This window comes from Microbulbifer sp. CnH-101-G (genome assembly GCF_052466775.1).
The window spans coordinates 3,923,809-3,939,588 of the sequence record NZ_CP174292.1 but is presented as its reverse complement, the minus strand read 5'-3'; the positions used below and the strand labels follow the sequence as shown (position 1 = coordinate 3,939,588).

General features: G+C 55.9%; 15 protein-coding genes. 12 read left to right on the top strand and 3 right to left on the bottom strand.

The features are described from left to right. Positions 1-2 precede the first annotated feature (2 nt). The 3 genes from recF to dnaA form a co-directional block, all read right to left on the bottom strand. Entirely contained in the window at positions 3-1,109 is a 1,107-nt protein-coding gene (gene recF, locus ACJJID_RS17495) for a DNA replication/repair protein RecF (RefSeq protein ID WP_444920566.1), read from the bottom strand. 136 nt (positions 1,110-1,245) lie between these two features. Further along, positions 1,246-2,352, bottom strand: a complete 1,107-nt coding sequence (gene dnaN / locus ACJJID_RS17490) for a DNA polymerase III subunit beta (protein ID WP_444920565.1) — start codon at positions 2,350-2,352, stop codon at positions 1,246-1,248. A 32-nt stretch (positions 2,353-2,384) separates the two neighbouring features. Beyond that, positions 2,385-4,067 carry a chromosomal replication initiator protein DnaA gene (dnaA, locus tag ACJJID_RS17485; RefSeq protein WP_444920564.1) on the bottom strand — a complete coding sequence of 561 codons (1,683 nt, stop codon included), beginning with the start codon at positions 4,065-4,067 and terminating at the stop codon, positions 2,385-2,387. 508 nt (positions 4,068-4,575) lie between these two features. Here dnaA and rpmH point away from each other — a divergent pair. The 12 genes from rpmH (at position 4,576) to atpE (ending at position 15,732) form a co-directional block, all read left to right on the top strand. Next, a complete protein-coding gene (gene rpmH / locus ACJJID_RS17480) occupies positions 4,576-4,710 on the top strand; it encodes a 50S ribosomal protein L34 (protein ID WP_020413885.1) in 135 nt (44 codons plus the stop codon). Between the two features lie 26 nt (positions 4,711-4,736). Beyond that, the gene (gene rnpA, locus ACJJID_RS17475) at positions 4,737-5,123 is read left to right on the top strand and encodes a ribonuclease P protein component (RefSeq protein WP_444920563.1); all 387 of its coding nucleotides are present in this window, start codon (positions 4,737-4,739) and stop codon (positions 5,121-5,123) included. Beyond that, positions 5,120-5,353 (top strand): membrane protein insertion efficiency factor YidD, encoded by a 234-nt coding sequence (gene yidD / locus ACJJID_RS17470; protein ID WP_083922742.1) that lies wholly within the window; start codon positions 5,120-5,122, stop codon positions 5,351-5,353. Before rnpA ends, yidD begins: the two co-directional genes overlap by 4 nt. 8 nt (positions 5,354-5,361) lie before the next feature. Continuing rightward, positions 5,362-7,029: a membrane protein insertase YidC gene (gene yidC / locus ACJJID_RS17465; protein ID WP_444920562.1), complete on the top strand. Its 1,668-nt coding sequence runs from the start codon at positions 5,362-5,364 to the stop codon at positions 7,027-7,029. 75 nt (positions 7,030-7,104) lie between these two features. Next, positions 7,105-8,481, top strand: coding sequence for a tRNA uridine-5-carboxymethylaminomethyl(34) synthesis GTPase MnmE (gene mnmE / locus ACJJID_RS17460; RefSeq protein WP_444920561.1), 1,377 nt, complete (start codon positions 7,105-7,107; stop codon positions 8,479-8,481). A 944-nt stretch (positions 8,482-9,425) separates the two neighbouring features. Next, complete coding sequence (gene mnmG / locus ACJJID_RS17455; RefSeq protein ID WP_444920560.1) at positions 9,426-11,315, top strand: tRNA uridine-5-carboxymethylaminomethyl(34) synthesis enzyme MnmG; 1,890 nt, start codon at positions 9,426-9,428, stop codon at positions 11,313-11,315. A gap of 88 nt (positions 11,316-11,403) precedes the next feature. Continuing rightward, positions 11,404-12,033, top strand: a complete 630-nt coding sequence (gene rsmG, locus ACJJID_RS17450) for a 16S rRNA (guanine(527)-N(7))-methyltransferase RsmG (RefSeq protein ID WP_444920559.1) — start codon at positions 11,404-11,406, stop codon at positions 12,031-12,033. A gap of 126 nt (positions 12,034-12,159) precedes the next feature. Beyond that, the gene (locus ACJJID_RS17445) at positions 12,160-12,969 is read left to right on the top strand and encodes a ParA family protein (RefSeq protein ID WP_444920558.1); all 810 of its coding nucleotides are present in this window, start codon (positions 12,160-12,162) and stop codon (positions 12,967-12,969) included. A 12-nt stretch (positions 12,970-12,981) separates the two neighbouring features. Beyond that, entirely contained in the window at positions 12,982-13,884 is a 903-nt protein-coding gene (locus tag ACJJID_RS17440) for a ParB/RepB/Spo0J family partition protein (protein WP_444920557.1), read from the top strand. Between the two features lie 202 nt (positions 13,885-14,086). Further along, the gene (locus tag ACJJID_RS17435) at positions 14,087-14,449 is read left to right on the top strand and encodes an ATP synthase subunit I (protein ID WP_152455995.1); all 363 of its coding nucleotides are present in this window, start codon (positions 14,087-14,089) and stop codon (positions 14,447-14,449) included. A 49-nt stretch (positions 14,450-14,498) separates the two neighbouring features. Beyond that, positions 14,499-15,425: a F0F1 ATP synthase subunit A gene (gene atpB / locus ACJJID_RS17430; RefSeq protein WP_152455993.1), complete on the top strand. Its 927-nt coding sequence runs from the start codon at positions 14,499-14,501 to the stop codon at positions 15,423-15,425. A gap of 61 nt (positions 15,426-15,486) precedes the next feature. After that, positions 15,487-15,732 carry a F0F1 ATP synthase subunit C gene (gene atpE, locus ACJJID_RS17425; RefSeq protein ID WP_020413895.1) on the top strand — a complete coding sequence of 82 codons (246 nt, stop codon included), beginning with the start codon at positions 15,487-15,489 and terminating at the stop codon, positions 15,730-15,732. The last annotated feature ends 48 nt before the right edge of the window (positions 15,733-15,780 follow it).

Sequence of the window (15,780 nt, the reverse complement as noted above, 5' to 3'; positions counted from 1 at the left end):
ACTTATTGTGCGGCCGATGCCTCGGCGCTGATATTCCCATGTTCCACGTGGAACACTTTTGGGCAATTCCAAGGGGCTTCGAGCTGTCGCCAGGGGCGGCTCGTAGTGCCCTCATCTATTCCGGTTACCAGTACCTGGCTGGCACAACGGCCAACCCACTGGGCAAAAACTTGTTGATTGTGATCATCCAACTCCGCCGGCAAATCGTCCACAAGGAACACCGGTTTCTCCCGGTGGCGACACACCAGTTGCGCCATAGCCGTGCGTACGGCGCATACCAGCATCTTTTGCTGGCCTCGCGACAAAACATTGTGTGCTGGCTCACCCGCTACGGTAAATCGAAGATCGGCTCTGTGGGGCCCCGTGCGGGTATGCCCCTGATTGAGATCCCCTTCCCGGGACTCCCTCAGTGCCTCAGCCAGGGCAGTTTCCTTACGCCAACCCCGCCGGTAACTGATATCTACACGATTCAACAGGCTCTGTGGTAATTCATCCAGCAGGGCAGTCACGGCTGCCTGTAACTCCTGAAATTGGCCAAGGCGCAGGGTGTCCACCCTCTCGCCGCTCTGGGCCAATTGATGCTCCCAAATCCCAATCGCCTCCGCGTCGATTTTACCACGTCGCAACAAGGCATTTCGCTGCTTCAATGCGATTTGATAGTTTTTCCACTCCTGGGCAAAGAGATGTTCCACGTGGAACACTGTCCAATCCAGGAGTCGCCTGCGTACCCCTGGCCCTCCATCCAGAGCGGCGAAACTATCACTATTAATCAGTTGCAAAGGTAAACAGTTAGCCAGTTGTGAGCTGGACTCAGCCGCTGCCTGATTAATACGCACACGACCACCACCATCGGCCAGGCGTTCGACTCCAAGGTTGAAGCCCGTATCCAACTGGGTAAAAACAGTGAGCCCTGAATGATCATGCCGGATAACCGATTTGTGCTGGCGAGATCGAAAGGAGCGGCCTGTTGCCAACATATGTACAGCTTCAAGGATCGAGGTCTTGCCGCTGCCATTGACGCCACAAAACAGGTTGACCCCCGTATCCAAAAGCAGGTCGGCGTGGGAGATGTTGCGAAAATTGGAAATGAGAAGGCGGCTCAGTGCCATGAACCCTTCCGCTTGTTAGCCGGGGAAATTCCCGCGGTGAAATCCAGATAAAATACCAGATAAAACAAAGGGACCGCTTGTTGATGATGCAAAGCGGTCCCTTCCCGTTTGTGAGCCAAGTGCTGGTTAGCCAGACTTACAGGCGCATCGGCATAATCACATAGAGGGCGTCACCGTCCTCAGGTTGCTGCAGCAGAGCACTACTGTTGGCATCCGCCAGGCTGATACGAATCTGGTCGCTATGAATAGCACCGGTAACGTCGAGCAGATAGGAAACGTTGAAGCCAATTTCCATAGGCTCCCCCACGTAATCCACCATCATTTGCTCTTCTGCCTCCTCCTGTTCGGGGTTGTTGGCCACAATCTGCAACAGCCCTTCGGAGACTTGCAAACGCACCCCGCGGTATTTCTCATTGGAGAGAATCGCTGCCCGGGAGAAAGCCTGACGCAAGCCCTGACGATCGGCATAAACCACATTGCCCGCACCCCGCGGCAGCACGCGCTCGTAATCCGGGAATTTTCCATCCACCAGTTTGGAGGTGAAGGTGAACTGGCCACTCATCACACGGATATGATTGTTGCCTAATACCACCTGCGCCTGCACGTCGGTATCTTCCAGCAGGCGGCCCAATTCCAGCACCCCCTTGCGCGGTACAATCGCCTGGATCGGCTCCGATACATTCAAGCCCGGGGCATCGCGATCACACAGGGCCAGGCGGTGCCCGTCCGTTGCAACCGCACGCAACTGCTGTGGGCGACATTCCAACAGCAGGCCATTCAGGTAGTAGCGCACGTCCTGCTGGGCCATGGCAAAGCTAGTGGCCTCGATCAGGCGTCGAATCTCGCGCTGGGAGATATCGAAACGGGTCTGGGCGCTGGCCTCCTCCTGATTGGGGAAGTCCGCTGCGGGTAGAGTCGATAACTGAAAACGGCTGCGACCGCTGCGCAATACCAGGCGCTCACCGTCGCGCTCAAACTTTAGTTCAGCGCCATCAGGCAGTGAGCGACAGATATCCAGTAACTTGCGTGCTGGGACGGTGACTTCGCCTTCCATCTCCACGCCGTCCACCGGCAGGCGGCCGACAATCTCCACTTCGAGATCTGTACCGGTCAGGGACAACTCCTGACCTTGTAATTGCATCAATACATTGGCCAGGACCGGTAGGGTCTGGCGCTTCTCAACGACACCGGCTACCAGTTGTAGGGGCTTCAGCAGGGCGTCCCGGCTCACATTGAATTTCATCGGTAGTTTCGCCTTGTTTGTCAGTTATTCGATTAAGTGGTCAACGACCGTGTCAGTAACTTTACGTCCTCGCGGATATCCGCGTCAGACTCCTGCAATTCGCGAATTTTACGGCAGGCGTGCAAAACCGTGGTGTGGTCTCGCCCGCCAAAAGCATCGCCAATCTCCGGCAAACTGTGGTTGGTCAACTCTTTGGCCAGAGACATGGCCACCTGGCGCGGACGCGCCACAGAGCGACTGCGGCGCTTGGACAACAGGTCGGCCACCTTGATCTTGTAGTATTCGGCTACCACACGCTGGATGTTGTCTACGCTCACCAGGCGGTCCTGCAGAGCGAGGAGATCCTTGAGCGCCTCGCGCACCAAGACATCGTCAATGGCGCGGCCAGTAAACTGGGCGTTGGCAATCACCCGGCGCAGGGCACCCTCCAGCTCACGCACATTGGAGCGAATTCGCTGGGCGATAAAGAAAGCGGAATCGTGCGGCAGCTCAACACCAAATTGCTCCGCTTTCTTCATTAATATGGCTACGCGGGTTTCCAGTTCCGGCGGCTCCACCGCCACGGTGAGACCCCAGCCAAAGCGGGATTTGAGGCGCTCTTCCAGTCCATCGATCTCTTTCGGGTAGCGATCACAAGTGAGGATGATCTGCTGTCCCCCCTCAAGAAGCGCATTAAAGGTGTGGAAAAACTCTTCCTGGGAGCGCTCCTTGCCGGCAAAAAACTGGATGTCATCAATCAACAGCGCATCCACCGAGCGGTAATAGCGCTTAAAGTCGCTGATGGCGTTGAGCTGCAGCGCCTTCACCATATCCGCAACAAAGCGCTCGGAGTGCAGGTAGACTACCTTGGCGTTGGGATTGCGCTCCAATAGCGCATTGCCCACTGCGTGCATCAAGTGTGTTTTACCCAGGCCCACGCCACCGTATATAAAGAGTGGGTTATAGGCGCCACCGGGATTGTCGGAGATTTGCTGGGCAGCGGCCAAGCCAAGCTGATTGGACTTACCTTCGACAAAGGATTTAAAAGTGAAATTACGATTGAGGGAACTGCCGTGTTTTATAGCGCCCTCAACTTCAACCTGGCGCGCAGGCTGTTCCGGGATAGAACGCATCATATCGTTCATTACCGCCGGACGGATATCGGATACCGCCTGCTCACCCTTGCTCATTTGTCGGGAATTTGTCTCCTCTTCCAGTGCCGGATGAGGATTAGCACCAAAACCACCGCCCATTGGGGGCTGCGTGGGAACAGGAGTTGCAGGAGTCTCCACTTGGTTCATATACCCCTGGGAAGCCACAGGGGAGACCACTCCCGCTGGCGTAGAGGGGAAATCCACGGGGTTCGAAGAGGTACTGTGCGCCATTGATGGCGCCACAGTATTAGAGGGCGGTGCCGTTGGTGGCATAGGTGTTGGAGCTGGTGCTGCCTCCATCGCAGAGCGGTTGCGTTGGAAACGTGCGGGGCGTCGCGCTGTAATCTCCAGCCCCACTTGTAGTGGCTGCCCCGGAGAGAACTGATGTACCAGCTCGCGGATACGATGAAGGAATTTACCGCCAACCCAGTCCAGTACGAAGCGATTTGGTGCGACCAAGCGCAGCTCACCCTCCGCACACGCGGGATTGACACGCAGCGGCCTGATCCAGGTGTTGAACTGCTGAGATGGCAGTTCATCCTGTAAACAGTTCGCGCACTGCTTCCAAACGGATTCAGTCAAGAAACCCCCCAAAAACCCCAAAATGGTAAGACCACGGAGACAACGGCATGACAGGGCTGAAACGCCCGAGCCGTCAAATAAGATCGGCGCAGTATACCTTTCCGTCGATGGGTTATCCACAAGAAAGCATCGATCTGTTGAAAAAATTAAGTAAAAAGGTCCATGCAATCAAGTATTTGCGCAACAATTAGACAGGCAAAGCGCGCATGTCGACACACTTATCCACAGGTCTCTGTGCATATCTTGGGATCAATCGGTGGGCATCGCCAAATATTTCAGGCAACTCAAGGGCTTGATAAACTGGCGTGATAGGAACCCGTAATTTAGGTGATAAACAAGCCGAATTTACCCGGCCTGTGCGTTGCTTTCACTGCTGCCTTTCTATACAATCCGCGGCCTTCGCAGCGCGTAGCTCCGTCTGCGCCGGCTCTGTGCCGGACCGGAGCCCAGGCCGCGGCCGGGGATGGTCCCGAGAAATCTTGAACACAAAGTCTCAGGTAGCAAGACTATGAAACGCACATTTCAACCCAGCAATTTGAAGCGCAAACGCACTCACGGTTTCCGCGCTCGTATGGCAACTAAAAACGGCCGTAAAATCCTGGCCCGCCGTCGCGCTAAAGGCCGCAAAGTACTGTCTGCATAATTTCTCTTCTTTTAGAGACCTCTTTTATGCAGCAGGCGCGCAGCAGCTTCGGATTTGCCAAGACGCTGCGCCTGCTTAATGCGGCGCAGTATCGCAAGGTTTTCAATGAAAACGTTGTGCGCGCCGCGCATCCCCACCTTTTGATTCTCGCCTGCCCTAGTGACTTGGAACACCCGCGCCTCGGCCTGGTAATCGCCAAGAAGCATGTGCGCAATGCCTCCGATCGCAATCGAATCAAGCGAATCACCCGCGAAACTTTCCGCCTGCAGCAACACCAGTTGCCGCCGCTGGATGCTGTGGTATTGGCGCGACCTGGGGTTGCAGATCTGGATAAGGCCGCACTGGCAAAGACACTAAACAAGCTCTGGCGCAAGCTGGCCAAGCGCGCGCAACAGCCACAATCGAAGTCATGAAGTGGCTGCTGATCAAGTTGATACACGTATATCGCTATCTGGCCAGCCCTTGGGTAGGCAACCAATGCCGCTTTTACCCAACCTGCTCCCGCTACTCCGAAGAGGCTATTGAGACTCACGGAGCCTTAAAAGGGGGTTATTTAACCGCGCGCCGCCTTATAAAATGCCACCCCTGGCACCCAGGTGGGTTGGACCCGGTTCCCCCCACCAAACACAAGAACACGCTCTAGGTATTAAGATGGATTGGCAACGCTATACGCTGCTTGGTGGAATTCTCGCGGTTCTCCTGGCACTTATCTTCCAGTGGAATGCATTTCAAGAGCAGCACACTCCTGAACTCGACCGCGAAACCATAGTACACAACGATGTACAAAGCGGCAGCCAGATCCCGGCGCAGACCAGCGACAACGGCAATGGCGATGTGCCCCAACTGGAGTCCCAGGCGCCAGCAGAGACAGGCACCGATAGCGGCGAGCGCACGCTCATCCATGTCACCACCGATGTGTTTGATCTTCTGATCGATCCCCGTGGCGGAGATATCGTTAAGGTCGCCCTGCGGCAGTTCCAGGAAAAGCTGGATACACCGGACCAGCCCTTAATCCTGTTAAACCAGACCCGCTATCACACCTATATCGCCCAGAGTGGTCTGATCGGTAACAACGGCACCGATAGCGCCGCCGGCCGTCCCTTGTTCAAGGTTGAAAAGACCAACTACGCCATGGTCGAAGGGCAGGATCAGCTGGTTGTGGACCTGACCCTGCAGCAAGAAGGCGCAAATATCACCAAGCGCTACACCTTCAAGCGTGGCGACTACCTCGTCCAGGTGGCCTACCTGGTGGATAACACCAGCGCCAAGCCCTGGTCCGCCGCTATGTTCGGCCAGATCAAGCGCGATGCCAGTGAGCCGGTGACGGATACCGGTTTTGGTATGTCACCCTTCCTCGGCGCTGCCCTGCACACCAACGAAGAAAATTACTTCAAGCAGGATTTTGAGGAAATCGCCGAGAAGCCCACCAAAGAAACCATTGAAGGCGGCTGGGTAGCCATGGTGCAGCACTATTTCCTCAGTGCCTGGATCCCCCCTCAGGACGAGCGCAATACCTTTGAGCTGCGCGAGCTATCCAACGGACTATTCCGTATGGGCTTCACCGCCCAGCCGGTGCAAATTCCCGCCGCTACCCAGGGTGAGCTGAGCGCCTCTTTCTATGCTGGTCCGAAAGACGTCTACCGACTGGAGGAGATCTCCCCCTATCTGGACCTGACCGTAGACTACGGTTGGCTCTGGTGGATCGCCAAGCCGCTGTTCCGTGTACTGCACTTTATCCAGGAACATATCGTCAGCAACTGGGGCTGGGCGATTATCCTGCTCACCGTATTTATCAAGACTCTGCTACTGCCGCTGTCCGCCGCAGGCACCAAGTCTATGGCGCGCATGCGCAAATTCGCTCCGCAGATGAAAAAGCTACAGGAGCAGTACAAGGACAATCGTCAGAAGTTGGCGGAAGAGACCATGAAGCTCTACCGCCGCGAGAAGATCAATCCCATGGGGGGCTGCCTGCCGATCCTGCTGCAGATGCCGGTGTTTATCGCCCTCTACTGGATGCTCACCGAGACCGTAGAGCTGCGCCACGCGCCCTGGATCTTCTGGATTCACGACCTGTCGGCGAAGGACCCCTATTTCATCCTGCCAGTACTGATGGGCCTATCCATGTGGTTTATGCAGAAGCTGAACCCGGCCCCCACCGACCCGACCCAGGCCCGTATCATGCAGCTGATGCCGGTGATGATGACGGTGTTCTTCCTGTGGTTCCCGGCTGGCCTGGTCCTGTACTGGATCGCCAACAACCTGATCACCATCGGTCAAACCTGGTATATCAACAAGCAGGTGGATGCAGGAAAATACTGATCAAGTATCCACAGATCACAAACAACAAGGGCCGCAACAGCGGCCCTTTTCCGTTATGTCGAGTACACTCAGCCGATGACACAACAAAGCCTTAATCGTGACACCATCGCCGCCGTCGCCACCGCACCGGGGCGCGGTGGTATCGGTGTAATCCGCCTCTCAGGCCCCAAAGCCCTGCCCATTGCCCAGCAAATCTGTGGGGATAAACCACTCAAAGCGCGCTATGCCCATTACCGGGATTTTTGCCACAGTGAGCGGCTGATAGACCAGGGACTCGCCCTATTTTTCCCAGGCCCCAACTCCTTTACCGGAGAGGATGTGGTGGAACTGCAAGGCCACGGGGGCCCGGTCATTCTCGATGAACTGCTAAAGGCAACGATCGAACTGGGGGCCCGCCAGGCACGCCCCGGTGAGTTTTCCGAGCGCGCCTTCCTCAACGATAAAATGGATCTCACCCAAGCCGAAGCGATCGCCGATCTGATCGATGCCGGTAGTACTCAAGCGGCACGCAATGCCATGCGTTCACTACAGGGCGCTTTTTCCGACAAGATCGAAGACCTTGTGGAAAGCCTTACCCACCTGCGTATCTATGTGGAAGCCGCCATCGATTTTCCCGAAGAGGAGATCGACTTTCTCGCCGATGGCAAGGTGGATGCGGATATCCAGGCCCTACTGGCGCAAATGGCTGGCGTGGAAGCCCAGGCGCGCCAGGGCGCCATTATGCGAGAGGGTATGCGAGTGGCCATTGCCGGGCGCCCCAATGCCGGCAAGTCGAGTCTGCTCAATGCCCTTGCGGGTCGCGATACCGCCATCGTCACCGATATCGCCGGCACCACCCGCGATATCTTGCGGGAAGATATCCACATTGACGGCATGCCCCTGCAGTTCGCCGATACCGCCGGTCTGCGGGATGCGCCGGACAAGGTAGAGCAGATCGGAATCGAGCGAGCCTGGGAGGAGATTCACCAGGCGGATCGGGTGCTCCTGGTAATGGATGCAGAACAACTCCACTCACTGGACCCGGCAGAGGCCTGGCCGGAGTTTACCCACCAGCTTCAGGACTTAGACAAGCTCACACTGGTACTGAATAAAATTGATCTCAGCGATTACAGTGCCGGACTCCAAGCCCACACTGAAGGCGTGCCGGTAATCGCCATCAGCGCCAAGACCGGTGCGGGCCTCGAAGCGCTGAAGGAGCATTTAAAACAGTCTATCGGCTTCAGTGGCGCTGCCGAAGGCAACTTTAGCGCGCGGAGAAGGCATTTAGAGGCACTTGAGCGGGCCCGCGCTTTTATCGAGCAAGGCTCCCAGCAGCTTCACAGTCACGGTGCCGGTGAGTTACTTGCGGAAGACTTGCGTCAGGCCCAGCAGGCACTGGGGGAAATCACCGGCACAGTGAGCGCGGACGAGCTGCTCGGAAAGATCTTCGGTAGCTTCTGTATCGGTAAGTAGCTTCTGTATCGGTAAATAAGCGCATAGATTCAAAGGTATTCGACCCGCAACTTATCCAATTTGGGACGCTAGCAAATAGCGTCCTCTTCTCTATCCTATCTCCCTACTCTTCCCTCTTCTTATTCTTCTCATTCTCCTTCTGGCACAAGTTCCACACCTCTTGCTCACAGGAAGAGCCCAGATCTATCCTAAGTTGCTAAAAAAGTTCTATTTAATCCCCAGCTTTCCCGCATATTTTCCACGAAATAGGTGAGAAATAAGCTTGAAGCCGCGGTTTAAATGGCTGTTGAGGGAAAGAAGTTATACATGTCCACGGGGATTTCCCGTGGATAAGCTTATTGGCAGTTATCTCACCATTAACCCACACCCATCCAATGGGTATATGCACAGATTTATACATTATTCTCAACTACTCACAGGTCCCCCCCAGAAATCCCGGGTAAAGCACAACAAGCACTAGTCGAAAAAAACTGACTGTGGGCAAAAGAGGGGATAAGCACCTGCAAAATAGAACAACGGTATGATGATAACTTCCTAAGAACGGTAGATGAGGCAAAGTTGTCCCAAGTTTTCACAGCCTCATACCGCGGTTACCCCTGTGTCCACCAAGGGTTTGTCGGCAGGGTTTTCATCTCCATAACTTATTGTTTTTAAAAGTTTTTTTGAGCTTATACCGGATTGGTCGCAACCTAATAAAAACAACAAATATAAAAAAATACTCTTTAAGATATACATATATTCATTAATAAGAGTATTTAAGAAAGCTAGACATCGTTTTGAGATTCATCCCTCTAAGGGGGTCAATCGATTAAAAGTTGATACTCAAGAAAAGAGAGAGAAAGACAGAGGCAGAGGTTTCCTGAACAGCATGAATAAAGCCAATTGCTGAGGACTCTTACTGACTATAAAATGTGCGCCCCAAGTTGTAACCAGTAGCAGCCACTATGGATTTTCCCAAAACCTATGATGTGATCGTGATCGGCGGAGGCCACGCGGGTACCGAAGCCTCCCTGGCAGCCGCACGAATGGGAGCCTCTACCCTGCTGCTGACTCACAACATCGAAACTCTCGGACAAATGTCCTGCAATCCAGCCATTGGTGGCATAGGCAAGAGCCACCTGGTGAAGGAAGTGGATGCCCTCGGTGGCGCTATGGCAACCGCAACTGACCTGGGTGGTATCCAGTTCAGGGTACTGAATGCCCGCAAGGGGCCAGCTGTACGGGCAACCCGCGCTCAGGCCGACAGGGCCCTGTATCGCGCGGCCATCCGCTCAATCCTGGAAGCTCAAGAAAACCTGGAGATCTTCCAACAGGCGGCGGATGATCTGATTGTCGAAGGCGAACGCGTGGTCGGGGTTGTCACCAATGCTGGCGTGCGCTTCCGCGCTAGGACAGTGGTACTGACCGCCGGGACCTTCCTCGGCGGCCGAATTCATATTGGATTGGAAAACCATGCCGGTGGCCGCGCTGGAGATCCACCTTCGATTGCTCTGGCGGACCGCCTGCGCGAATTGCCCTTCCGCGTCGATCGCCTGAAAACCGGTACGCCTCCCCGCATTGATGCCCGCTCTGTAGATTTCAGTGGGTTGGAGGAGCAATGGGGGGATGCTCCCACTCCGGTGATGTCTTACCTGGGCAGCCGCGACCAACACCCGCGCCAGATCTGTTGCTGGATTACCCACACCAATGCCCGCACCCATGAAATTATCCAGGGTGGACTCGATCGCTCGCCCATGTATTCCGGTGTGATTGAGGGGATTGGCCCGCGCTATTGCCCCTCCATCGAGGACAAGGTGCACCGTTTTGCGGACAAAGACAGCCACCAGGTGTTTATCGAGCCCGAGGGGCTGACTACCAACGAGCTGTACCCCAACGGTATTTCCACCAGTCTGCCCTTCGATGTGCAGATTGAGCTGGTGCATTCCATCAAGGGCTTTGAAAAGGCGCATATCACCCGCCCGGGCTATGCGATTGAGTACGATTTCTTCGATCCGCGGGATCTACTGCCCTCCCTGCAGACCAAATTTATCCAGGGGCTCTACTTTGCCGGCCAGATCAATGGCACCACCGGCTACGAGGAAGCGGCCGCCCAGGGTCTCCTGGCTGGCGCCAATGCCGCCCTGCAGGCCCAGGAGCGCGAAGCCTGGTCACCGCGCCGGGACGAGGCCTACCTGGGCGTGCTTGTGGATGACTTGATCACCAGTGGCACCAAAGAGCCCTACCGCATGTTTACCAGCCGCGCGGAATACCGCCTGCTGCTGCGCGAGGACAACGCCGACTTGCGTCTGACTGAAAAGGGTCGCGAATTGGGTTTGGTCGACGATACCCGCTGGGCTGCATTCAGCGAAAAGCGTGAAGCTATCGCCAGGGAAACCCAGCGTCTGCAGGAGACCTGGGTGCATCCCAAGACGCCCCAGGCCGCCTCTGTAGAAACCAAGTTGCCGCAGCCATTGGCTCGGGAATACAGCCTGATGGACCTATTGCGCCGCCCGGAGCTGGGCTATGGGGATGTGGCGGGCCTTAAAGGGGAAGCGATAACCGACGAACAGGTTGCCGAGCAGGTGGAGATCTCGGCCAAGTACGCCGGCTATATCGATCGCCAGCGCGAGGAAATCGAGCGCTTGCAAGCCTATGAAGACACCCCGATCCCGGCGGACTTCGACTACAGCGATATTTCTGGTCTGTCCAATGAGGTTAAGCAAAAGCTGGGTGAGACCCGCCCGGATACATTGGCGCGGGCCTCGCGGATTCCGGGCGTGACCCCGGCATCTATCTCACTGCTGTTGATCCAGTTGAAAAAGCGCGGGCTGCTCAAGCGCAAAAAATCGGTATAAATTGGTTTTCCACAGGGTATCCCGCGAGACCCTGCGGGGGGATTTGAATTTCGCGGGAATACTGGGGGATAGACCCATTTCTCACTCAATGGAACAGTTTCGCCCGCGCCTGCACAAGGCAGCGGCTCAGATGTCGGTTGTACTGAGCGACCGGCAGCAGGACCAGTTACTGGAATACCTGGCGCTGTTTGCCCGCTGGAACAGTGCCTACAACCTGTCCGCCATACGCGATCCAGAACAGATGCTGGAGCGCCATATTATCGACAGTCTCAGTGTGGTAAACCTCTGTGGCGAGGGCCCCTTAATCGATGTGGGCAGCGGAGGTGGACTGCCGGGCATCCCCCTGGCCATTGTCCATCCCGAGCGCTCTATCACCCTACTCGACAGTAACGGCAAAAAGACCCGCTTCCTGTTCCAGGTGGCCAGCACCCTGCCCCTGCCCAATGTCACCGTGGTCAATGAGCGGGTGGAGGCTTTTGTGCCGGAGCAACCTTTTGCTGGCGTAGTCTCTCGCGCCTTTGCTTCCATCGAGGATATGGTCAATGGCAGCGAGCATATGCTGGCCCCCACTGGTCGCTTTTACGCCATGAAAGGCAAGTTGCCGGAGGATGAGTTGAGCGCTCTGCCAAAAGGCATTAAGGTCGAGCAGGTGCACCGTTTGTCGGTGCCCAGTTGCGACGGCGAGCGCCATCTGATCCAGCTCTGCCGCACAGAATAATTGAATAATTTGGTGGGTTTATCACCCGCCATATAGCTTTCCCGTTCCTGGGAGCTCACCAGCCGTGGCCAGAAGCCGAGCCGGCGTCGGGGCAATCGCACCCGCAAACAACAAAGGACAAGAATCTTGAGCAAGATATTTGCTGTGGCCAACCAGAAAGGCGGGGTTGGCAAGACCACTACCTGCGTCAACCTGGCCGCATCTTTGGTTGCCAACAAGCGGCGCGTATTGCTGATCGACCTGGACCCCCAGGGCAATGCCACCATGGGCAGTGGTGTGGATAAAAGTGACCTGCAGGTGTCCGGTTACGATGTGCTGGCCGCTGAATTGCCTGTGGAGCAGGCCATTGTCTCCACAGAAAGCGGGTTTGATTTAATCCCCGGCAACGGCGATTTGTCTGCGGCAGAGGTGGAGTTACTCAATCTGGAGGGGCGCGAATCCCGTTTGCGCAATGCTCTTTCCACAGTCGTCAGTCGCTACGATTACGTGATTATCGACTGCCCGCCGTCTTTGAATATGCTCACAGTGAACGCCCTTTGTGTGGCTCACGGCGTGTTAATTCCTATGCAGTGCGAATACTACGCGCTGGAAGGCCTTTCGGCGCTGGTCGATACCATCACTCAGATTCAACAGGCCGCCAATCCAGACCTGAAAATCGAGGGTATCCTGCGCACTATGTACGACCCGCGTAACAGCCTCACCAGTGAGGTATCGGCGCAGTTGCAGGAGTTCTTTGGCGATCGTCTGTACCGCACCTGTATCCCGCGCAATGTGCGCCTGGCGGAAGCGCCTAGTTTTGGTAAGCCGGCGTTGGATTACGATCGCCACTCCAAAGGCGCTATCGCTTACCTGGCACTGGCTTGCGAAATTAATCGCCGCCATCCCGCCAGTCAATCTTCCAACAAGAAAACCCGCCCTGTGGCGGAAGCGGTATAAGGGGTAATTACTATGGCCGCGAAGCGCAAAGGACTGGGACGGGGTTTATCCCACCTGATCAGCAATAACGCCAGCAGCGCGATTGCCGAGGTCACCGGTGACACGGAAACTGAAGCTGCTGTAGCCGATGGAGAGTTAAAAGAGCTGCCGATCGAGTTTTTACAGCGCGGTCGCTATCAGCCGCGCCGGGATTTTCCACAGGAATCCCTGCAGGAGCTGGCGGACTCCATTCGTGCCCAGGGCATTATGCAGCCGATTGTCGTACGCGGCATTGGTGAACAGAGTTACGAGATTATCGCCGGTGAACGGCGCTGGCGCGCTGCCCAGTTGGCCGGGTTGGAAAAGGTGCCGGCAATAGTGCGCAGTGTCTCCGATGAAGCCGCTATCGCCATGGCGCTGATTGAGAATATTCAGCGCGAAGACCTGAACCCGGTGGAGGAAGCCGTAGCCCTCAAGCGCCTACAGGATGAATTCAAGCTGACCCAGCAGGAAGTGGCTGATGCAGTGGGTAAATCCCGTACCGCAGTGACCAACCTACTGCGGTTGTTGAGCCTCAGTGAAGAAGTGCGTACTTTTCTCGAGCGCGGAGACCTGGAGCTGGGCCACGCCAAGGCGCTGCTCGGTCTCTCCGGCGCCACCCAGCGCTCTGCCGCACGCCAGGTTGTCGAGCGCAGCCTCACTGTGCGACAAACAGAAGCGCTGGTGCGTCGCCTGCAACAGCCGGCCACCCCGGCAGCGGAAAAACCCAAGCCCGACCCCAATATCCGCCGTCTTACCGAGCGCCTGGCGGAAAAGGTCGGTGTGCCCGTCTCTATCGATCACAACGAAAAGGGCAATGGTCGCCTGGTGCTGAAATTCACCAACCTGGAAGAGCTAGATGGAATCCTCGCCCACCTGGGTTACGCCGAGGATTGAGGCCTTGGCGAAATGCGCGCCCTAGTGGCGCGCGCAATAACTGTTGGCAAATACTCACTGCGCCGAGCCATTCCACCCAAAACCTCCCGAAAATCAAATAAGTTGACGACATTTGCCGGTTGAATCGGGGATGCTGTTGCAGCATAATTCGCACGCCCAAATTTTGGGCGGACAGCGCAAAAAAAGTCGGCTTATCCCGTCTATGACTAAACCCCCGGTATTACGAATTGCCGCGGTACAGCTTCTGCTGGTATCGCTGGCCAGTGCGGTACTGCACTTGAGTGGCAAACCGGTGACGGCGCTCTCTGTATTTATTGGTGGTGCCCTGTGCGCACTGCCCGGAGCATATTTTGGCAGGCGCGCCTTTCGCGATAGCGGTGCGCGCGCGGCCCATCGCGTGGTAGGCAATTTCTACCGCGCGGAAACCGGCAAATTTATATTGACCATGGCGGGTTTTGCGGCAGTTTTTGCCACCGTCAAGCCGCTGAATGCGGCAGCGCTTTTTATCAGCTACGTCCTCTGTGTAATCGTGCAGTGGATTATGGTGGCGCGCATGGTCCGCTAGCCGGCGGATAAGAAAAAAGAATTCTTACTTTTACGATTGTTGAGGAACTATGGCGGGCGAAGCTCTAACTGCGACGGGGTATATCCAACACCACCTGCAAAATATGACTTACGGCAAGTTGCCGGCCGGTTACACCCGCGCCGATGGCTCTGTGCTTAGTGAGTCCACCTGGACTATGGCGCATTCCTCTCAGGAAGCCGCAGATATGGGCTTTTGGGCCCTACATGTGGATACCCTGGGTTGGTCTATCGGCCTCGGTCTGATTTTCTGTTTCCTGTTTGCCCGCGCCGCCAAGAAGGCCAGCGTGGACAAGCCCACCGGTTTCCAGAGTTTTGTGGAGCTGGTCACCGAGTTTATCGACAAACTGGTTAAGGAAACCTTCCCCCACCGCAACACCATGGTTGCCCCGATGGCGCTAACCATTTTTGTGTGGGTCTTCCTGATGAACCTGATGGATCTGGTACCGGTCGACTGGCTGCCCATGGCCGCCGCCAAGATTTCCGGCAACGATCACCTCTTCTTTAAAGTGGTTCCGACCACCGACCCCAATGCCACCCTGGGTATGGCGCTGGCGGTATTCGCGCTGATGATTTTCTTCAGTATTCGCGAGAAAGGTGCGCTGGGCTTCCTAAAAGAGCTGACTCTGCACCCTTTCCATACCGGCAAGCTGTTCTTTGACATCCTGCTGATCCCGGTCAACTTCCTGCTGGAAGCCGTGTCCCTGATCGCCAAACCGATCTCCCTGGGCCTGCGTCTGTTTGGAAACCTCTACGCCGGTGAAATGATCTTTATCCTGATCGCGATTGTCTTTGGCGTTGGTGTCCTCGGCTTTATCGGTGCGGGCCTCCTGCACATGGGCTGGGCGATTTTCCACGTGCTGGTCATCGTGCTGCAGGCGTTCGTGTTTATGGTATTGAGCACCGTGTACATGGCGATGGCGCACCATCGCGACGATGAGCACGAGCACGATCAATAAGTTTCTTTAACCCTTTTTTCGACCTTTACAACAACTCTTTAACTTTGATTTGGAGAACACAATGGAAGCATTAGGTCTGGTTTACATCGCAAGTGCACTGCTGATCGGTCTGGGCGCCCTGGGCACCGCAATCGGTTTCGGTACCCTGGGTGGCAAACTGCTGGAAGGTTCCGCTCGTCAGCCTGAACAGGCTCCGGCTCTGCAGGGCAAAATGTTCCTGATGGCTGGTCTGCTTGACGCGGTTCCGATGATCGGTGTTGGTATCGCTATGTACCTGATCTTCGCCGTCGCTCCTGGTCTGGTTTAATTACGCCGTTCCAATTGCCCTTAACCCTATTTAAAGAGCAAGAGGTGT